Below are 20,614 nucleotides of genomic sequence, written 5' to 3'. Positions count from 1 at the left end.
AGCGCATATGGTAGCTAGTTTTTTTGCTGAAAAACTTAAAACTCAGTCTTTTAGCTCCATTGAAGCTTAATTAAATTTAGTGAAAGCGAGGAGGAATCAGGTTGGATACAATAGGTCTTCAACTTAGACGACTGTTGCCCGGTACAATCAATCCAAATGATATTGTTCTATTTGAAACCGTTCTTAGCAGTTTTGGGCCCGTACTTTATAACCCGTTAACAGGAGTCGTCATCCTAATCAAAACCGGAAGATATCTTGTCAATTGGTCGGTAGCAACTGAATCATCTCCCGGTTCAAGTGGTATAACTTTTTCAATCGTAACAACACAAGCTGATGAAGTGCTAGTAAGTTCACCCCTAACAATGGGGCCGGTCGCTGGATCTGCACTTATACAAGTTGATGTTGCACCAATCGGACTAGGTTTAGTGAATCGAACACCTAATAGTGTAACATTTTCTCCATTAGTCCCAATTAAAGCAACTCTAGTGATCGCTGAGGTGCCAGAAGAAGTTGGCGTTACTGGTCCTACTGGCGCTACCGGTGCTCCTGGTGCTCCTGGTGCTCCTGGCGCTCCTGGCGCTCCTGGCGCTCCTGGTGCTACTGGTGCTACTGGCGCTACCGGTACTGCTAGTGCTACTGGATCGACTGGCGCTACTGGTCCTACTGGTGATGCTGGAGCTACTGGTCCTACTGGAGCTGGTTCTACTGGTGCTACTGGAGCTACTGGTGATGCTGGTCCTACTGGAGCTACTGGAGCTACTGGTCCTACTGGTGATGCTGGTGCTACTGGAGCTACTGGAGCTACTGGTGATGCTGGTGCTACTGGAGCTACTGGAGCTACTGGTGATACTGGTCCTACTGGTGATGCTGGTGCTACTGGAGCTACTGGTGATACTGGTCCTACTGGTGCTACTGGTGATACTGGTCCTACTGGAGCTACTGGTGATGCTGGTCCTACTGGAGCTACTGGAGCTACTGGTCCTACTGGTGATGCTGGTGCTACTGGAGCTACTGGAGCTACTGGAGCTACTGGAGCTACTGGTGATACTGGTCCTACTGGTGATGCTGGTGCTACTGGAGCTACTGGTGATACTGGTCCTACTGGTGCTACTGGTGATACTGGTCCTACTGGTCCTACTGGTGATGCTGGTACTACTGGAGCTACTGGTGATACTGGTCCTACTGGTGATGCTGGAGCTACCGGAGCTACTGGCGCTACTGGTGATGCTGGGGTAACTGGAGCTACTGGTGATGCTGGGGTAACTGGAGCTACTGGTGATGCTGGAGCTACTGGAGCTACTGGTGATACTGGTCCTACTGGTGATGCTGGTGCTACTGGAGCTACTGGTGATGCTGGTGCTACTGGAGCTACTGGAGCTACTGGTGATACTGGTCCTACTGGTGATACTGGTCCTACTGGAGCTACTGGTGATGCTGGAGCTACTGGTGATACTGGTCCTACTGGAGCTACTGGTGATACTGGTCCTACTGGAGCTACTGGAGCTACTGGTGATACTGGTCCTACTGGTGATGCTGGTGTTACTGGAGCTACTGGTGATACTGGTCCTACTGGTGCTACTGGTGATACTGGTCCTACTGGTGATACTGGTCCTACTGGTGCTACTGGTGATACTGGTCCTACTGGGGCTACTGGTGATGCTGGTGCTACTGGTGATGCTGGTGCTACTGGAGCTACTGGTGATGCTGGAGCTACTGGTGATGCTGGAGCTACTGGCGCTACTGGTGATACTGGTCCTACTGGTGCTACTGGTGATACTGGTCCTACTGGTGATGCTGGTGCTACTGGTGATGCTGGTGCTACTGGAGCTACTGGTGATACTGGCGCTACTGGTGATGCTGGTGCTACTGGTGCTACTGGAGCTACTGGTGATACTGGCGCTACTGGTGATACTGGTCCTACTGGTGATGCTGGTGCTACTGGTGATGCTGGTGCTACTGGCGCTACTGGTGATACTGGTCCTACTGGAGCTACTGGTGATACTGGTCCTACTGGAGCTACTGGTGATACTGGGGCTACTGGTGATGCTGGTGCTACTGGGGCTACTGGAGCTACTGGTGATGCTGGTGCTACTGGGGCTACTGGAGCTACTGGTGATGCTGGTGCTACTGGAGCTACCGGTCCAACGGGAGCTACCGGTGCCACAGGCCCCTAACGTGGCTTGGATTGATACCCCTGCTACTGGAACCCACACTTACGAAATTCGTATTACGGTTACTGGCACAATATCGTGAGTGCTACAGCACTTACCAGGGCTCTTAATGCTGTTCTCTTTGGATAATATATATGGCAGTTCCTATTTTAATTAACTATAAGCTCACAATAACCATGATCATAAAATCATAACAAAAAAGAATAGCAACAAATAGAATATTGGCCGAGACTTTAGGAGTCTCGGCCAATATTCTATTTAACTACATAGTAACTTTGGGAAACATACATTCTCGATCATACTAAAAAAGAATAACTCCCCCACTAACCTGTTCCCATTCATAGAACTCATTTATATTATAGAATTTCTTCTTGTTCTTATACTTATGACACATTATCATCACCATTTACATATTATACTATGGTCCTAAGTTATTTTGAGAGGGGGTAAACTTTCAATCCTATTAATTTCTCTGCTATAAAACTTACTATAATATGATCTTACAAATGCTAACCTGATAAAAATGCCACTACTCTGAACCATCAATAAAGCTTATAAATATAAGTAGGTGATGAATTTGATTACAATAAGTTTATGTCTTATCGTAAAGAATGAAGAAAACACATTAGGCCGTTGCCTTGAATCTGTCAAAAATGCCATGGATGAAATCACTATAGTGGATACAGGCTCTACAGATAAAACGAAAGAAATCGCAGCAAGATACACTGAAAAAATTTATGATTTTACATGGATCGACGACTTTGGAGCAGCCCGTAACTTCGCTTTTAGTCATGCAACACAAGATTATATAATGTGGCTAGACGCTGATGATGTTTTACTTGAAAATGATTTACAAAAACTGCTGCTTTTAAAGCAAGACCTTGACTCTACCGTCGATTCTGTAACGATGAATTATAATCTGGCATCAGATGCTAATGGCAATATTGTTTCAAGTCTACGTAGAAATAGATTAGTCAAACGAGCAAGACAGTTCCAATGGATTGGAGCTGTACATGAATATCTGGCTGTAAATGGTAAAATCATAGACAGTGATGTTACTGTTACCCATAAAAAAGAAAGATGCGATACCGCTGACCGCAATCTAAAAATCTATGAAAAGCGTATTGCAGATGGCGAAGTCTTCTCTCCCAGAGATCTCTTTTATTATGCGAATGAATTAGTAGACCACCACATATATGAAAAAGCTGTCGAGTACTATCAAAAGTTTTTGGATACTAAATTAGGTTGGGTAGAAGATAATATTTCTGCCTGTGGCAAACTATCAGATTGTTTTGCTTTCCTTAGGGATGAACAACAGAAGTTAAAATATATATATCAATCTTTTGAATATGATACACCTCGACCAGACTTTTGCTGTCGTCTTGGCTATCATTTTCTCAACTCCCAAAAATATTCTCTTGCTATATTCTGGTATAAGCTAGCACTTGACTTAAAAGATTCAAGTAATCATTCCTCTCTTAAGAACTACGCTTGCTCAACTTGGCTGCCTCATCTCCAGCTATGTGTTTGCTATTCCAAACTTGGTGAAAACGAGACCGCTTTAGAACATAATAAAAATGCCGAATCCTATGTCCCTAATCATCCCAGCGTCCTCTATAACAAAGAGTATTTCGAAAAATTATTCAATTCTTAATAACTTATTCTAAAAAGACAATCTACAAAATTATTATCTATATCATACTATAGCAATATAGATAGTAACTCGCTCTAAAAGGAGGTCTTGTTATGGGTTTTGGATGTGGTGGACGCGGAGGTAACAACTGGTCCGTGATTATTATCATTATCATTATCCTATTATTTGGCTTTTGTGAAGATGACTCATCATCATGCTGCTAATTGTCTTTGCTCCTTACTTTAGCAATGATTCTACTACATAGTCATCTAGCACTTTCCATTAAAAGCAAAAAAAGAGCCCCTCTATTTGAGAGGCCACTGAAAAACTTGTGGTTTTGATGAGGGAAAAGCAAAAGAGTACGAAACACAAGACGACCCTTGTCCCAATTTAGGGATAAGGGTCGTCTTGTACTATCTGAGAAAACCTTTATAACTTGTCTCTTACTTTATCAGTTTCAATATTCTCTTTATATTCACAGTAAAGATCGCCATTGCCCCTTGTAACTCCATGCCAACAAGACCCGAAGATGACGCTGTGTCATACCCGTGTCTGTGTTTGAGCTCACTGTTCTTTGCTTCAATTTTGTAGCGCTCCTTCGCCTTTTCCTTGAAGTACTCGCTTTCCTGGAACGCCATTTGTCCGGTGTGCTCACCAGATTTGATACTCACCGAGTAAGTTTTGCTTTTGGCTCCCTCTTTGTAGCACCCTTCTTTCAACGGGCATCGTTTGCAAAGCTCAATATCGAAATAGTACGTATCAGCTTGGTTTCTCCCAACGCTTTTTTTCCCTTGCCGCGCTTTACAGATTGCCATGTGACCGGCCTTGCATACATACATGCCCGCATCCGGATCGGGTCAATCGCATTTCTGCCGTTATCCAGACAATAGTGCTCTTTCAATTCCTCATACACAAAAGAGAAATCTACAAGTTCGTTGATTTGCCGCAATATATTATCTTTGGAAATAATCAAGTTATAGAGCTCTATATAGGGACTTAAAACCATAGATTGTTGTTGTTGAATCATTTGACTCACCTGCTCCCTTTAATACCTTCATTATACAGCAAAAAAGGTACAGTCTCCTCTGTTTTCTTGAAGGACTATACCTTTTTGGCTTCAAAGAGACTTTTTCAGTGCCCTCCTATTTGAGGGGCTCTTTTTTTGAAACTTCTTATCTTATTTTGTCGATATCCACATTCTCACCTAGACGCCACAGACTGATATGATTAGCCCCCTGCTCTTTCGCAATCCTCATCCAGTAATTTAACGTTTTCACATCCGCATACCAGACTTGATACGATACGCCTTCACTTTTATAATCAAAAACTACGCATTGGCTTTCTTCATCTCTTCGGGTTTCACTATCATATATAGCAGCCAGGGTCTTTGCTTCCACTTCTGTCAGGAATCTTTTTTCACCGTTATCGCCCCATAGACATCCGCCAGTTGAAAATGCTACCGATTTCTCACCCGACAAAGCTTCCATTTGTGTTATTGTTTTTTGAATAAACTCCTTATTGGCTTTAGGACCGGGTGTACTATGCAATCCAAAAAGGTTATAGAGCATAACGACATATTCCGGACCCTTGACAAAATCAATAGCAGAAAAGGGTGTACTCGGTTCCAGTACAATCCTTAGTTTTAAATTATTTTTCAGGGTTTTTGCATACAATCTATCCGCAAATTGCAAAAAAGTCTGTCCAATGGTTTCGTCCTTCCATATTCTTTCATAATCGATTTCAATACCATCATATCCACCCTGCAATGTCAATGTAATGATTTCATCAATATGTTTCTCCATAGACGCATCATCGGAAAATAACCTGCGAAGGACTTCTGTATCTTTCATCACAGCCGATCCATCAGAATTCTGCTTATCATTGACAAAAGTAAGGTAGGTTTCATATTTTCCCTTTTTCTTTTGCAATTCGATTTTTTTATTACTGAGCTCTTTGGGTATGAAAAGGCGATCATTACTATCGAAATATGCGCCAAAATAAGAAAGTTTCTCTATTTTCTTTCCAACTCTTTCTAAATCTTTTTCCCCGGCACCTAAGTCCCAATAGGCTAACCATGCTGATATTTTTGTTGGTTCTTTTGCGACTGCATTAACAGCAGATTGATTATCATAATTGCAGCCAATCAAGATAATAAAAACCGATGCAAAAATAACTGTTTTGATAATTTTATAACCTATGCTGCTCATGCATTCACTTCCTCCTATTGATTACAATTTTATAATAAACCAATTTATAAGGGCTTCCCACAGCTGCCCTACTTTAAATTTGAAAGCATCAAATCCTTGCAGTCGACTATCAAATAAAATTTTTTCGGTTTCTGCTCCCGTATTTTCCGTGATCATAAGCTTTTCAAACACACCATCATACACATCATCGGCCAAATTTCTTTGACTCCAGCCATAACCGCCCCATGCTGTTTCCAGATAAACAGAGCCTGCCTTTGGTTCAGATACTGGTAAATCAATAGCAGCATCTTTTCCATCCATCATAATGCTGATCCGATTTTTCTTGAGAGATAGTGACAGCACACGGTCACCTTTTGCATTAACACTAAGGTCCGGTATATATTCCTCGGCACCTTCTGTCACGGCAGGAGCATTCTCCATATTCTTATCTCTCAATCGTTCTGCATAGATCTTTGCTGTTTCAGCGGAATCGGCATATTTTACGAAGGTTTCCAGTTCTCGCATTTCAGCCGCTTTTTTATCTTCAGGAATGGATAACCTTTCTTTACCATCATGCTTATCTAAGCTTAATTTAAACAGTTCCCTTTCGGCACCGTCGTTTTTTTCCGTAACATATAGAACATTATTGAGAATATATACAGACAAGGATCTGTTTAAATTTTCATCTGCCCTGAGGTATATCTTTTGCAGACCAAGTTTGTTTCCCTTCATTCTTACAGAAAGCTTGAGGTCTTTAAATTCGTTACTATCTTTTAAGCGCAATAAACCTTTGTCTTTTGGCAAAGAGGTTAGGATCATCGTCTCCTCTTGAATTTCCAAAGCCCCTTTAAGGGTTTCCCATGCTTTTTGTTTGTTCAAATCGCCTTTGACAAATTCCAAGTCTTGATTGATATCATATTTGATACGCATCAACAAATGATTGGTGTACCAATAGGCCTGGGGCTGCATCCTGGTTAAGTCATAAAGGCTGCTGTTTCTCTGATTAAAGGAAAAACCTTCCCTATTAAAGTTCATTTTAAATAATGTTTTAATCCAAGATTCATTCACAGCACTTACTTTATCATTATTGCCAAAGCTTCCTGTATTGGAGTGCATCAAGATGTACATTCCAGGTACGTACCCAATGTACTTTGTATAACTATCTCTTACAGCTTCATAATCATAAGAGATCCGCTCTTTCATCCTGTTATAACTTTCTTTCGGAATACCATATTCATCACGAATATAATCCATCAAATAGTGATTATATTTACGTCCCAAATAAGGCGCAACGCGAGCGTGTTTCAATGGATCTAATTCTCCAAGGTAATTATCGTATCTGTCAAATACGTTAATGAATGCCAGTCGGTATCCATTGGTACCCATTTCCCAAAAAGTTGATTTCTCAAGTTCTTTCAGCTCATTCGGCATTAAAAATTTCGTATCTTTTCCTTTAAATTTTTCCGGATATGTCAGCATGGTTGCTTTAAAATTCAAATCTTCTAAAACTTTTTGTGAAAAAATAGCTGTATCTCTTCTGCCATCTTCAAAAATCAAAAAGAGAGATTTTTCCGGCAGATTTCTACCTGTTTGGTAGTAGTTTAAAACATCCTCTTGTGTGACCGTTACATAACCCAAATCTTTTAATGCCTGCAAATGTCCATATAAACGTCCCGCCCCGATTAGATTTTGATTACCGTTTCGCTCTACACCGAAATAGGCAAGGGCAACAAAGCCCTTATCTCCGGAAACGTTTGTATTTTGCGATGTATACGGATGATACGCTTTTAACGTAAATAATGCGGTGATGCAAATAGCAAGCAGTGTAAGGAGGATTATAATCTGCATCACTACACGTATTTTTTTTCTTCTATCTTTTTGGGCAGTAAATTTTTCATTTGCTATTGTCATCATCTTATGCCCTTTCTTGCTTTTTGCGATTCTTCTTTAACAGCTCTGCAAGATCCGCTGGAGTCATGCGAGTTCCCCATGTCGTCTTCCAGAAGGTAACCCAAGCAATAGGCATTTGCCACAAAAGTACGGCCTCATAATATAAGCAAAACCACAATCCGTAAATCCATGTTGAGCTTCTTCTTAGAAACAATTGAGCCATACTCATGAGCAAAGCCATTAAAAGAATACCGATCATAAAGGTTAAAGGAAACACGCGATGTGTAATTGGAATGTAAATTAAATTATAAATTACAATAATCGGTGCCAAGAGGGGTACAAGTACGCCCATATAAAAAGATAAGGCCATAAATGGTTCCTTTTTCCACATAAATCCGGCTGCAATTAGGGATTCTCGAAGCCATGAGCGTTTCCAGCGCATCTGTTGTTTCAAAAAAACCTTATAGGTATTAGGTACAATGGTATTACATATCGCAGAATCCTGATAACCCGTACGATTTTCTCTTAGTATAAGATTTGTCATGCTTCGGTCATCGCCGAATGTAGCTTTCTCCCCAAAAAATCGTTGATTTAGCCAATCATCCATATATTTAAGAAGCAAATCTTTTCTGTAACATGAGAGAGGACCAGATAAACAGGTGACCGCATCAAAATAGCTTTCTGCAGCCTTCATGATACGAAAGGCAATGTAATAGCGTACAGCCTGCATTTTCGTAAGTACATTGGTATAGGTGTTGGCAACATCGGTTCTGCCGGAAACGCCGCCCATTTTTGTATCTTTAAAGGGCTGGACAATATTTCGAATAGCAAAAGGATCTAAAAAGCTGTCCGAATCAACAAACACAATTAATTCATGCTGTGCCATTAGTGCTCCTTTTGCCAATGCCTCCCGTTTACCTGCATTTGTTGCCTGAACAATATAATGAAGCCTGTTTTCAACATCATAGCGTTGTTCCTTGCTCTTTAGTTCTTCTATCATTTCTTTAATTTTCTCAACGGATTTATCATTAGAGCAATCATCTACAACAATCACTTCTAGTTTGTTGATGGGATAATCTTGATTAATGCAGCCTAAAATCGTTCTTTGTATCCACTGTTCCTCGTTGAAGCAAGGAACAATAATTGTGACTCCGGGTGTAAAGTCTTTATCTATGGGAACAGAGCGATAAAAAGAACCAAACAGGTATCGGGTCAGCAAAAAGCTAGCTGCAATAATGCTGTACATATACAATATTTTGTTAAATTTAAAATAAAGTACGCTTTCTGCTCTCATCAGAAGAATGCAGGCAGTGATAAAGAATAGGAAAAATGAAGCTGCAGAGAGCATATACCAATTTTTCTTCTTTGCTGCATATTGTGCAAGTGATTCTAAAAATGCTACTCCGCACAGAGTTTTCCCTTCTGCATTTTTGCCAAAGCGAATATATTGGGCAGCAATATCAACTTTCATTTCATAACCTTCCGGCATCGTGCCAGGCGTTATGACAAACTTGAGTTTGATTTTGGATGCCAAGCTCAAATCTAAGGCCACTTCTGACGAAACCTCAAGCAACATACCGGTAGTTGATATATCAACGCCTTTTCCCAGACATGTTACTTTTTTTCCAGAAGAAACATATTGGATGGAAACATCATAATTTACCAAGTACCGTCTGCCCATTTTTTCATTTTCGGCAAGAGCTGCTATATCGTTAGTATCCTCAATCCCCTTAACGCGGCGTCTGTCTACATTGGTACGCAACTGTTCTTTATCAGGTACTTTAGAAATCAGCCTGCGATCAGGTTTAGCAACAAGTAAAATATCCTCTTCTGTTTTTATCTTATCCATTATCCACTTCCTTGCCATTTCTATGCTGCTGATTAAAGCAGCATAGATTAAATCACTTCGTCATTTCATTAAAAGATGATTTATACTTTTGCTGCGTCAAACATGATTATCACTATTTCAATTCAGCAATTTTTCGGTTGATTTGCGAATAGCCATCAACTAAATAGTCTGATAACCTGCCTACTTTAAATTTGGAAGGATCTGAATCTGCTTTGGCTTCATTTGCAGTCAGCAGTATATCTAAGGCCGCAGCAGTATAGGCAGCGGTATCTGACATATGCATGACTAAGATAGCACCCTTTTTTACTTCACCTTCTTTTGTATATACTCCATCTTCAATTGTTCTTATAAGTTGAGGAACATTTTCAGCTTTATAATCATTTGTGCTGCATGAACCATTAATAATATATTCATAACCTGTTTCAAACAACGCTTCAACGCCCATTTTGCTGATTGCCAACTGTGGTGGACGGAAAAATCCGGTCAAAGCAGGTTTGCCGTTGATCGTCACATCTCCTATAACATCTTGCAATTTTTGATATGATGTCGAAAGTTCTTTAGTATATTCTTCTTTACCTTGGGTTTGGGTTAGCTTACCAGTTTTGGGATCATTAATTACCATTGGCTTATGTTTATCAGAGTGGCCTCCGATATCATGACCCTGCATAGCAATGGTTCGGAGCAGATTGGGGTTGTTGAGTACATTGTTCGTGAGAATAAAAAATGTCCCTGGAACATTATGCTTACGCAAGACATATAGTATTTTATTGATTGCTGCATCTGTTCCCCAGTCATCAAAGGTAAGGAAAATAACCTTATCTTTGGTGTGTATGAATCCACTCTTATCCAGACGGCGGATATCCATTTTAGAAAAACCGAGCATACGGTCTTCGTAAGTAACAGTTCTGTTCCCTATATAGCGTTTAGAGGTCTCAACCAGGAAATTATGCTGATCAATCTTTAGTCCATGCCAGTGATTTCTTATGCGGGTCGGAACATTACCCGAATCTACCGGATACTGATAAATAAAATTATCGTGATTGAGAATTTCTCCTACTGGCTTAATGGTATACTGCGAATTATTATCCGGATTGCTCGCAGGATTATCATAAGATGTTACATAGGCAATGTTATCCACTTTACGTTGTTTAATGGTTTCAACCAAATCACCAATCAATCGATCATTTGTATAATAATCCATTCTAAAATGTACAATTTGTCCCCTACCTAAAGAAAACATGGATTTGCCGAAGATCTCTGCCATAACTTGATCAGCTGAAGTGTAATCTTTGTGTTTACTTTGCACAACGTTGACAGATTGACCGATCAATTTGCATTCTAAGCTAGAAGTGGCTTCTTTTGTTAAATCCGATACAGCACCCCATGGTTGCTTTATCAAGTTTGTGTCCACGCCAAATTGTTCATGTAATATCTTGCGAGCACTCATAATCGATTTTCGGGTTTCCTCAAAGGTTTCTCCATCTTTCGGTCTTATGGCAATCCCAATTTCGTGTCCATTTTCGATGATTCTCCGCAGCGTTTCAGGATATTTTTTCATTTCTACTTCCGCCACAAAGAAAGTTGCTTTTATCCCTAGATCATGCAATCTTCCGAGTACATCATTCACCACAATTTCATTGGTTAATCCTCCGAAGGTATAGGGAATCGCAGGTTCTATAGTAGAAATGATCTTAATTTCTTTTATATGATTATCCGCAATGTCTGCTGCAAAAGCTGTTGGTAAGGTAAATAAAGATGTACTTTGTTCTTGCAGGTAAGAAGCTGCTTTTACCAGAAAAGAGGAGTCAAGCAAAGCGGTTTTTGCTGACTTTTGAATACGATCGTCAGCTGCGAAATCTTCCACATAGACTGCAGTATAATTTGCCTTGCTAAGAGCAATTAAAAGTTTTTCTACTGCTTCAATCGTTTCCTTTTCTCTCAAGTCTGCTTCTTGTAACAGTTCTTTTAATCCGGGCTGTTTGTCAATTGCCGGTTGTAAATCCGTTTTTCCTGGTTCATTTGTAATCGGTTCAGCATTCGATTTTAGTTTAACAGAAACGATGCTTCCCGGTTTAAGCTTGTCGACAAATGTGTCTGCTGCCACAAGAGAATTCATTTGTTTCACATTCAAAAAGACATCAGTTTTCACTACACTATTAAAGCCGCAGGCTTTTGCTGCTTGTAACAATTGATCCGTATATTTAGTATCATTGCATTTTAAAAGATTTGGCCCTTGATCGGTGATCACTTTGATGATTTTTTGTGCCCGGCTGAAATCTTTCACTACTCTTTCCATAGGCAGAGTCTCCATTTTATTAATGCCGGAAAATGAATAGTTTTCTATTTTATGCCCTGCCTTTTTAATATTTACTACTGTTTGCGGATCTTCAGCTGTCTGCATCCCATCTACAAAAAATGTTGCTTTCATATTATATTTTTTTAATAGGTCTAAAATCTGCTGCACGCTAGTGCGATCTGTTAGGCCATCAAAAGTCAAAGCAATCTGACGCTGACCATTATTTCTGCCCATGATTACAGTTGCTTTTTCTTGACTATTTTTTATCTTTGCTAACGCTTCTTCAATTTCTGCCTCAGCATGATAAGAACTATCTAAATCCCTAATATTGCGATAGTCACCGCCAGTCGGCTTAATAAAAATGTTTTTAAAGAAAAATATCCCAATGAGGCAAATACTGATAAATAGAACCAGTACTAATATCATTTTTTTATTTTTCACGTATATCACCTCCTATCATTAAAGACTCCAGTAAGAATATCCCTCTTCTTCTATGGCCTTTTGCTCAAATATACTTTTAATATCAATAAAGACATCTTTTGTTTGTAACTTTTGCGATTTAAAGAACTTTCTAAAATCCGTTGTCCGCAAATCCTTAAATTGTTGGTGCGCTACTAAAAATACCAGACAATCAGCGTTTCGAACATCTTTTAGATCTACTAAATCCATATCAAATTCTTTTTTAAATTCTGCTTTATCAGCAATAGGGTCTACCACCTTTACTTTGATTCCATATGTGGCAAGATGTTTACAAACATCTACCGCCTTTGAATTGCGCATATCCGGACAATTTTCTTTGAAAGTGATTCCCATAATGTAAATGTTAGATTTTTTTACATTTATATTGGATTGAATCATTTTTTTTATAATATTGTCGGTGACAAAAATCGCCATATTATCATTGACTTTTCTGCCAGCGGCAATAATCTGTGAGTAATAGCCCAGCATTTTGGCCTGATAAATAAAATAATAGGGATCGACACCAATACAATGACCACCCACTAATCCAGGATAAAAGCCTAACGCATTCCATTTGGTATTCATGGCATCAATCACTTCTTTGGTACTGATTCCCATTCGATCAAATGCCATTGCCAATTCATTCATAAAAGCAATATTAATATCTCTTTGGGCGTTTTCAGCCAATTTTGCTGCCTCTGCTACTTTGATACTGGGTGCTCGATAAACACCTGCATGAATAATCAGCTCATAGACAGCCGCAATGTTCTCCACTGTTTCTTCATCCATACCCGCAACGATTTTTTGAATATTTTCAAGTGTATGCACCCTATCTCCAGGATTAATCCGTTCAGGAGAATATCCGATTTTAAAATCTTTGCCGCATACTAAACCTGACTCCTTTTCTAAAATAGGACCGCAAACGTCTTCTGTAACTCCTGGATATACTGTGGATTCAAAGACAATTATGCTGCCTTGGGATAAATTTCTTCCTATTATTTTACTGGCATTGATAATCGGTACCAAATTAGGCGTTTTATCACCATTGACAGGCGTTGGAACAGCTACAATAATAAACTTGGCTTCTTTTAGTCTTGTTGGATCTGTGGTAAATTCTAAGGTTGAATTTTGGATTTTTTCATCACCAATTTCATTAGTAGGATCGATTCCCTTTTGGTAGATACTAATTTTTTCTTGGTTAATATCAAATCCCAGGGTTTTAACTTTTTCAGCAAAAGCAACCGCAAGCGGCAAACCTACATAACCAAGTCCGACAACTGCTAAAAAATCTTTTTTGGCTCGAATTCTTTCAATTGTTTCCATACCTATTTCATCTCACTTACCTATTCATTTAAAAATAATACGTTAAGTGGCTCCACCAAGTGTCACCTTTGGCTTCAGAAACTCTATCTGTCAGTTTGTAATGTTCTATACCTGCGACAAAGTTTTCTTTAAGCGTATAGTTTATTCCCACTCCATAGCCTTTAAAACCCTGCATTGAACTTCCTATACCATTCATCCCATGAGCAATATACGTACCTGCCGGCTGGTTATAAGATTTAGCAACTATCTCATAAGTGCCCGGTCTCCATGATTTTAGCTCTCCATAGCTAAGGCTCAATACATAACCATTGCTATTTCCCTTACTATCTTTTAAACTCGAGCCTAAAGCCATGGCTCCTATGCTGAAATTACTGAAATTATAATTTCCACCAATCGTCCAAATCGTGTTTTGCTTGCTGTCATCCCTCTGATAATGATACACGCCAGCCTCTAGGTTATAATCAAAATCCTCATACCGTGCTGTGGCAATCGCTGTTTCTTTTGTATCATTGGTTTCTCCGTAGCTCAGCCTGTATTGTACCGGTCCTCCAAAATCAATTTGAATCCCTTCAAAGCCGCTATCATAAATATTTCCTTCTGCCATTAAATAACCAAAAGAACCAGCCGTTACTGTGGATGTACCAACTTTTCCTACCACATATAAACGTGAAAGCTTAAATTCATTATTATAATTCCTTAAACTCTGTTTACTTTCCAACACACCATAAGCATGCCAATCCTTATTAAGTACAGCATCCGCCCCAAGATATATACGAATTCCGGATGAATCCCGATCCCAGCGCTCGGAACCATTGTTAGATGCATAATGATAACGAATTTCCCCATCAAAATTTACCTTGTTGTCCGAATGCTTACTTCGCATCCCCACGTGCATCAATTCATCTATGAGAGCTGTATAGGTTTCCTGATCAATATAACCTGTATTAAGAAATGATGTATGGTCAGCATCAGTAGCATAGTTAAGTCTACTCGTTGCTTTAGATTCAATATCAGCATTATTCCTAAGAAACGTTGTTTTCTTGTCAATACCGATGGCATTGCTCTCTGTATGTACTATGATTTCCGTTGTGAGCTGCGTAATTTCAGCTTCCAATTTTTCAGGATTTCCTTGCAACACAGCAGTAGAATTAGGATCAACTTCATTCATATCCATGGCTTTTGTTGAAGCATGTACCACGTTCCCATTTGGCTCACCATCAAAATGGTTCCCTGTAGCCATATTGATTACAGTTGCCATTGCAAACAATAATCCAAATTTTTTTTTCACTTACTAACTCACCACCCTGATAAAATAGGTTTATGTTAAACCGTGATAATCATTTATTTGATTTAAATTGCAGCGTATAAGCGATTATGTACTATGTATGATAGATATTATGAAAATTCTTCAAATAATTAACTTTGTTATAATATTTTATGTAAATAAAAAAATTACCAAGTTGCAATTGCAACCTGGAATTAGTGCACAATTTCAGGTAATTAAAATTGTTTTAGTCTTTATAATACAATAATTTTATATCTACAATATATGAACTTTTCTAGACGACAATAACAGGTTACCATAAGTATATAGTCATGCAAAGTAGAAATGTTATCCATTACTCAAGTGATTGCATTTTGAATTTTTAAATACTACTCTGATTCAATATTTGAGCAGTTCTCACAAAAAGAAACTGCTATTTATCAACCATAAAAAAATGCATGCGCTAATGAAATGCTTTGTATAATCAAACATACTAACGAGACCCGGATATGATGCAACATCATATCCGGGTCTATCTTTATAAACTTCTTATTATGCTTGAATCCGAAGCTCTATGCAATCTGATCCTTTGGAAAGCACAACTGTAGAGAAGGATGCACTCAGTTCCAGAAACAGTTTAGTTTTAATTCTTTTTCAGATTTTTTTACATAAGATTCATCAGCAGATCGCAAGAAAGAAAGAAAGAAAATAAACTTTCCATACTATAATAATAAAATGTTTTTTAGCTATTTCTTGAAAATAATGTTATATCCATTATATAATAAATCATCAGAAGCTGATTCTTACTATATAAGGAGATATTTCCATGAACCGTTTTCATTTCAATCAAAAGGGTTCTATTCTTATGCTTATGGCTTTTACCATTCCCTTTCTCTTTGCTATCAGCGCGATTGCCGTTGACTGCGGCTATCTCTATGTCCAACGATCCCATATGCAAAATGTTGCTGATGCCGCCGTACTGGCAGGTGCATCAAAACTTGGTGTGGGCAAAACAGATGCGCAGCAACTGGCTTTAACATACATAGAAAAAAACAAGAAGGCTTCGGATGGAGGCATTGGGATCGGTAACGGAATCGAGATCAGCTTTCCTAATGAAGATAGTGCAAAAAAAATTCGTGTAAAGATTGAAGAGTCGATACACTATTCACAGCTACCATTTATGAGCTCTGTCATTTCTTTGTTCAAATTCAGTGACGATCCTATAAAGCTTACTGTACATGCGATAGCTTCTTATAGCAGCAGCTCCCTTGGTATATTTGATCATAGTATTATCTCCGGTGGTGATGGAACATTTTATTTAATGGGCGAATGGGGTTCTGGCGGTAATAAATTTAATGGGCCAATCCATGTAAACGGAATATTTCAATTTGACAAAAATAGTGAAAAGGGCTATGGTACCGATAATATTCCAAGCACAGGAACAGAAATTAATGCTCCTATTACCATAACAGCCGAAAAATATGATATTGGAGGTTTAAATAAAACCGCAAATCAGGTTTTGGCACCTAAGTTTTCATATGGCACAGATAAAATTGATATTACTGAAACCAACCCAACTGTAAAAGCTAAAATTGATGCTCTCACCAATAAAGTAAATACCTTTTCTACTTCTCATCCAGCTTCTGCTGCAGGCGGTAGTGGGGTTGATGCTTTAAAGCTTACTTCCCCATTATATGTAGAGGGAAATTTGGGTAGTGGCTACAGTACAAAAAATATTATTTCCGGTCCCAATTCTAATGGCGGCGTAGTAAATAATGATGTAGTAATTGTTGCAACAGGAGATATTGCACTCAATTTTTCATCCATTACCTTTTCCAATACCGCAACAATTACTCTGATCTCTTTAACCGGCAATATCATGATCAGTGGCGGAAACATGATTAATGTAAATGCACTTGCTCCCCACGGAAGTATTACAGTAAATGGTGGCGGCACAACAATCAACGGCTATCTTATTGGGCAGAGTGTCTCTTTAGGGCAAGGTGCCCGAACATATCAGAATTCTCATTGGTCAGGTGGCAGCGGCGGTTCAGGCAAGGTAAGACTGACAGAATAAATAAAAAAGGAGCGAAATCATGATGATTTCGCTCCTTTTTTATTTAACTGCAATTGATCTCCTCCCTTCCAGCTAAGACGCTGTATGGTTCCGCTTTTTACTTCCAGTGTATCTTTCGCTGACCAGCAACAACTCACCTGCCAGGGTTTGAGGTTTTCTACTATTTTTAAAATGACGCCATTTTTATCCAAATAGACAATATCAAGGACATACCGCATCCCGATCATATGAACGCTGTTACAATTACATAGCAGCAGTCCTTGATTCTCTGCTAATGATGTTGTTCCCAGAAGACCTTTTAAACGAGAAAGAAATGTATCTGCCACAGAAAATTCCAGTACATTGTCGGCGGCAGAATCTTGAAGTGATAGGTATATTTTTCTCATTTTGAAATCGACCCCAAATTACGCAAAATTGAAAAAACCGTTGGCAAAAGAACAACAACGAATAATGCGGGGAAAATAAATACTGCCAAGGGGAACAGCATTTTCACAGGTGCTTTTAAGGCTTGTTCCTTAACGGTCTGGCGTCTTCTTTCCCGCATATTTTCTGACTGCACAACTAAGGTCTTTGCCATACTGACTCCCAGACGATCGGACTGAACAACGGCCGCTGTAAATAGATGCACTTCCTGAATCCGGCATCGTTCTGCCATATTGGTTAAAGCCTGCCTTCGTGTCATCCCCATGCGGATATCACGCAGCATTTTAGTGCATTCATCAATCAATGGTCCCTTCATTTTGTCTGCTACCTTCGCCATGGCACCATCAAAGGACAGACCCGCCTGGACACTGACGCAGAGTAAATCCAAGACTTCGGGAAGCTGACGCAAAATCAACTTCCTCCTCTTGGCAATCAGCGAGTCCAAAAATACAACGGGTAATGCTGCTCCTAAAATCAGGGCACAAAGCACCAGAGCAAAGCCCTGAATAAAAGCCATATGCTTTACGTAGAAAGCAAAAAATACCATAACCACCATAAAAGCAACAGAAGAAATCATCCAAAAACAAACAAAGGCATTAACACTCCATACATACTGTTTTCCAGCACGCATAATTCGGTCTGCCAGCATTTCATAAATACGCCCGGGAGCTATACGAATCATCCATTCTTCGATCTGATGAAAAAAAGGCAGAATAATACGTTCCGTAAAAGGTTTATTCAGATTTTCACTTTCAAAGCGGACCTGTTCATCCAAAGTAGCAGGACGGCGCAGCCGCTGTACCCGTTCCTTAACCTGAGTTTTGGGAGCTATCTTGGTAATCACAAACAAATAAAAAAACAAAAACAAAAAAAATCCAGAGGCAAGGGCAATCCATAACGCCATCTTACTGCCCCCAATCTTCATCCCTTGGCATTTCATTGCCAAGGCTGAATAAATTCTTCGGAATCTTAATACCGTTTGTTTCCATCTTTTCCATGAAATTAGGACGGATTCCTGTAGACTCAAAATTTCCCAGGATCTTCCCGCTTTCATCAACCCCGGTCTGCATGAAACGGAATAAATCCTGCAAAATGATGACATCCCCTTCCATGTTCTGGACCTCTGTGATATAGGTAATCTTACGGCTGCCATCCCGGATTCTGGACTGCTGAATAATCAGATCCACTGCCGAGGAAATCTGCTCGCGAATGGCCCTTACGGGCAAATCCATGCCTGCCATCAGCACCATAGTCTCCAAACGACTTAATACATCCCGGGGGCTATTGGCATGGGCTGTGGTCAAGGAACCGTCATGCCCTGTATTCATGGCCTGGAGCATGTCCAGCGCTTCACCTGATCGCACTTCGCCGACGATAATTCGATCAGGGCGCATACGCAGTGCATTGCGAACCAAATCCCGGATGGTAATCTGCCCTGAACCTTCAATATTGGCAGGACGGCTCTCCAAAGTGACGACATGCTCCTGCATCAGCTGCAGTTCCGCCGCATCTTCAATAGTAACAATGCGCTCATCCGAAGGAATAAAGGAAGAAAGCACATTGAGGGTCGTCGTCTTACCAGACCCCGTTCCCCCTGATACGACAATATTGAGGCGAGCCGCAATGCAGGCACGTAAAAAACCTGCCATGGTTTCACTCAAGGAGCCAAAGCCAATCAAGTTTTCCACAGTTAATGGGTCTTTGTTAAACTTACGAATGGTCACGCAAGGACCGATCAGAGACAGAGGGGGAATGATAATATTGACACGGGAACCATCTTCTAGTCTTGCATCAACTAAGGGCGAGCTTTCATCAATCCGACGGCCCAAGGGGGCAATGATTCGTTCAATGATATTCATTAAATGCATATCATCATGAAACTGCACCTTGGTAAGATGGAGTTTACCTAAGCGTTCCACAAAAATATGCTTCGGTCCATTAATCATAATCTCCGTAACGGTTTCATCCTTGAGCAGGGGCTCAATGGGTCCCAGCCCCAGCATTTCATCCAAAAGATCCGCCACAATCGCCGTTCGGTCTCCCCGGGGAACGGCAAAGGGATTCTCATCCAGCACCCGATTGCAATACTCTGCTATGATGCCTTCAATTTCACGGCGATCCTGCTGACCATTCATCAAAATCTGCTGCTGTTCGATATTCATTTCATCCACAATACGCCGATGGATGTCCAGCTTCAATTCTTGGTATTGATCATCTGTAGAACTATTTTTCCGTCCGGCAAAAATCGGTTTGGATTCTTCCAAGCCTTCTTTCTTCCCCAGGCGTTCCAATAATGACATTGCTATTCCTCCTTGCGCATCGTTAATGATGAAGAAATGGTTTCGGGAAGCACTTCCCAAAAGCTGTCTTTCGTCACATTCCGCGATGCCGTCAATGTAACGGTGACATTCTGCCCTTCCGATGTATCATTTTCATTTTCTGGCTCAGTTACCAATTGGACATTTGTATTTGAATCAAATATATAAACGCTTGTCAAAAACGTCTGATTACTGTAATTAATTTTTATGGTATCAAGAGATATTCCCACTGATGCCTGTCGGGCAATATTACGGGTCATTTCATTTAAGATGAGATAATCATGAAAAAACATTCCCAAGTAAGAGCAAGCATAGAGCATAAAGAAGAAGAAAGGAATAATAATTGCAAATTCAACCATAGCCTGGCCGCGGTTATTCCTAAAATACATCATGAGAAAAACCTCCCTTGCAAGTTTTTTAAAGAAGAAACAGTCCTTTGTTCCACCAAAAGACTGTTTCTTTCCCAGTTACTAAACAAATTCTCTATTCGGCTACTGTCCTATATTTGCTGCCCTGCCAAAAACGGTAGTATAGAGATTTGTTACTGTTTCAGTAATTGTACCAGCGCCACCATCACCTAGTAAGGCAACTCCAATAGCAATAACCACTGCAACAACTACCGCATATTCTACCATGCCCTGACCTTTTTCATTCAAATAATGGATTTTGAGATGTTTTAAGTAAGTTAACATAATTATTTCCTCCTTGAATAATAATTTATGCAA

At 39.8% G+C, this 20,614-nt stretch carries 14 protein-coding genes and 2 pseudogenes; 3 read left to right on the top strand and 13 right to left on the bottom strand.

Annotated elements, in window-relative coordinates; genetic code table 11:
- Positions 1-101: 101 nt before the first annotated feature.
- Positions 102-2,174: a collagen-like domain-containing protein gene (locus tag FR7_RS07890; protein WP_064448907.1), complete on the top strand. Its 2,073-nt coding sequence runs from the start codon at positions 102-104 to the stop codon at positions 2,172-2,174.
- 574 nt (positions 2,175-2,748) lie between these two features.
- The gene (locus FR7_RS07885; protein ID WP_007930733.1) at positions 2,749-3,825 is read left to right on the top strand and encodes a tetratricopeptide repeat-containing glycosyltransferase family 2 protein; all 1,077 of its coding nucleotides are present in this window, start codon (positions 2,749-2,751) and stop codon (positions 3,823-3,825) included.
- A gap of 422 nt (positions 3,826-4,247) precedes the next feature.
- Here FR7_RS07885 and FR7_RS23160 read toward each other — a convergent pair.
- The 8 genes and pseudogenes from FR7_RS23160 to FR7_RS07845 form a co-directional block, all read right to left on the bottom strand.
- Positions 4,248-4,652, bottom strand: a pseudogene (locus FR7_RS23160) (transposase); the annotation flags it as partial.
- 44 nt (positions 4,653-4,696) lie between these two features.
- Positions 4,697-4,810, bottom strand: a pseudogene (locus tag FR7_RS24710) (hypothetical protein); the annotation flags it as partial.
- Between the two features lie 166 nt (positions 4,811-4,976).
- Positions 4,977-6,011 (bottom strand): glycosyl hydrolase family 18 protein, encoded by a 1,035-nt coding sequence (locus FR7_RS07870; protein ID WP_007930736.1) that lies wholly within the window; start codon positions 6,009-6,011, stop codon positions 4,977-4,979.
- Between the two features lie 21 nt (positions 6,012-6,032).
- Positions 6,033-7,904: a polysaccharide deacetylase family protein gene (locus FR7_RS07865; protein ID WP_007930738.1), complete on the bottom strand. Its 1,872-nt coding sequence runs from the start codon at positions 7,902-7,904 to the stop codon at positions 6,033-6,035.
- Position 7,905: 1 nt separating this feature from the next.
- The gene (locus FR7_RS07860; RefSeq protein WP_007930740.1) at positions 7,906-9,729 is read right to left on the bottom strand and encodes a glycosyltransferase family 2 protein; all 1,824 of its coding nucleotides are present in this window, start codon (positions 9,727-9,729) and stop codon (positions 7,906-7,908) included.
- Positions 9,730-9,841: 112 nt separating this feature from the next.
- Positions 9,842-12,466 (bottom strand): polysaccharide deacetylase family protein, encoded by a 2,625-nt coding sequence (locus tag FR7_RS07855; protein WP_007930742.1) that lies wholly within the window; start codon positions 12,464-12,466, stop codon positions 9,842-9,844.
- Positions 12,467-12,484: 18 nt separating this feature from the next.
- A complete protein-coding gene (locus FR7_RS07850) occupies positions 12,485-13,807 on the bottom strand; it encodes a nucleotide sugar dehydrogenase (RefSeq protein ID WP_007930744.1) in 1,323 nt (440 codons plus the stop codon).
- Positions 13,808-13,835: 28 nt separating this feature from the next.
- The gene (locus tag FR7_RS07845; protein WP_007930745.1) at positions 13,836-15,095 is read right to left on the bottom strand and encodes a hypothetical protein; all 1,260 of its coding nucleotides are present in this window, start codon (positions 15,093-15,095) and stop codon (positions 13,836-13,838) included.
- Positions 15,096-15,897: 802 nt separating this feature from the next.
- Here FR7_RS07845 and FR7_RS07840 point away from each other — a divergent pair.
- Complete coding sequence (locus FR7_RS07840) at positions 15,898-17,148, top strand: pilus assembly protein TadG-related protein (protein ID WP_007930746.1); 1,251 nt, start codon at positions 15,898-15,900, stop codon at positions 17,146-17,148.
- A gap of 17 nt (positions 17,149-17,165) precedes the next feature.
- On the opposite strand, the gene FR7_RS07835 is transcribed toward FR7_RS07840, so the two are convergent.
- The 5 genes from FR7_RS07835 to FR7_RS07815 all read right to left on the bottom strand — a co-directional run bounded on the left by FR7_RS07835 (position 17,166) and on the right by FR7_RS07815 (position 20,581).
- On the bottom strand, positions 17,166-17,534 hold the full coding sequence (locus FR7_RS07835) for a DUF192 domain-containing protein (protein ID WP_007930750.1): 369 nt from the start codon (positions 17,532-17,534) through the stop codon (positions 17,166-17,168).
- Positions 17,531-18,475 (bottom strand): type II secretion system F family protein, encoded by a 945-nt coding sequence (locus FR7_RS07830; protein WP_007930751.1) that lies wholly within the window; start codon positions 18,473-18,475, stop codon positions 17,531-17,533. The genes FR7_RS07835 and FR7_RS07830 overlap by 4 nt, the downstream gene beginning before the upstream one ends.
- A gap of 1 nt (position 18,476) precedes the next feature.
- On the bottom strand, positions 18,477-19,871 hold the full coding sequence (locus FR7_RS07825; protein ID WP_007930756.1) for a TadA family conjugal transfer-associated ATPase: 1,395 nt from the start codon (positions 19,869-19,871) through the stop codon (positions 18,477-18,479).
- Positions 19,872-19,873: 2 nt separating this feature from the next.
- Positions 19,874-20,281, bottom strand: a complete 408-nt coding sequence (locus FR7_RS07820) for a TadE/TadG family type IV pilus assembly protein (protein WP_007930757.1) — start codon at positions 20,279-20,281, stop codon at positions 19,874-19,876.
- A 99-nt stretch (positions 20,282-20,380) separates the two neighbouring features.
- Entirely contained in the window at positions 20,381-20,581 is a 201-nt protein-coding gene (locus FR7_RS07815) for a hypothetical protein (RefSeq protein ID WP_007930758.1), read from the bottom strand.
- Between the last annotated feature and the right edge of the window lie 33 nt (positions 20,582-20,614).

Source organism: Pelosinus fermentans DSM 17108 (assembly GCF_000271485.2).
Taxonomy (GTDB): domain Bacteria; phylum Bacillota; class Negativicutes; order DSM-13327; family DSM-13327; genus Pelosinus; species Pelosinus fermentans.
Note: the sequence above shows the minus strand (reverse complement) of the source record. Positions and strands in the feature narration are given on the sequence as shown.

What these genes read in the sequence shown, in the direction of transcription:
- FR7_RS07830 (WP_007930751.1), bottom strand. Translation starts at nt 18,475, where the DNA reads ATGGCGTTATGGATTGCCCTTGCCTCTGGATTTTTTTTGTTTTTGTTT.
- FR7_RS07870 (WP_007930736.1), bottom strand. Translation starts at nt 6,011, where the DNA reads ATGAGCAGCATAGGTTATAAAATTATCAAAACAGTTATTTTTGCATCG.
- FR7_RS07865 (WP_007930738.1), bottom strand. Translation starts at nt 7,904, where the DNA reads ATGATGACAATAGCAAATGAAAAATTTACTGCCCAAAAAGATAGAAGA.
- FR7_RS07835 (WP_007930750.1), bottom strand. Translation starts at nt 17,534, where the DNA reads ATGAGAAAAATATACCTATCACTTCAAGATTCTGCCGCCGACAATGTA.
- FR7_RS07860 (WP_007930740.1), bottom strand. Translation starts at nt 9,729, where the DNA reads ATGGATAAGATAAAAACAGAAGAGGATATTTTACTTGTTGCTAAACCT.
- FR7_RS07820 (WP_007930757.1), bottom strand. Translation starts at nt 20,281, where the DNA reads ATGATGTATTTTAGGAATAACCGCGGCCAGGCTATGGTTGAATTTGCA.
- FR7_RS07850 (WP_007930744.1), bottom strand. Translation starts at nt 13,807, where the DNA reads ATGGAAACAATTGAAAGAATTCGAGCCAAAAAAGATTTTTTAGCAGTT.
- FR7_RS07815 (WP_007930758.1), bottom strand. Translation starts at nt 20,581, where the DNA reads ATGTTAACTTACTTAAAACATCTCAAAATCCATTATTTGAATGAAAAA.
- FR7_RS07840 (WP_007930746.1), top strand. Translation starts at nt 15,898, where the DNA reads ATGAACCGTTTTCATTTCAATCAAAAGGGTTCTATTCTTATGCTTATG.
- FR7_RS07825 (WP_007930756.1), bottom strand. Translation starts at nt 19,871, where the DNA reads ATGTCATTATTGGAACGCCTGGGGAAGAAAGAAGGCTTGGAAGAATCC.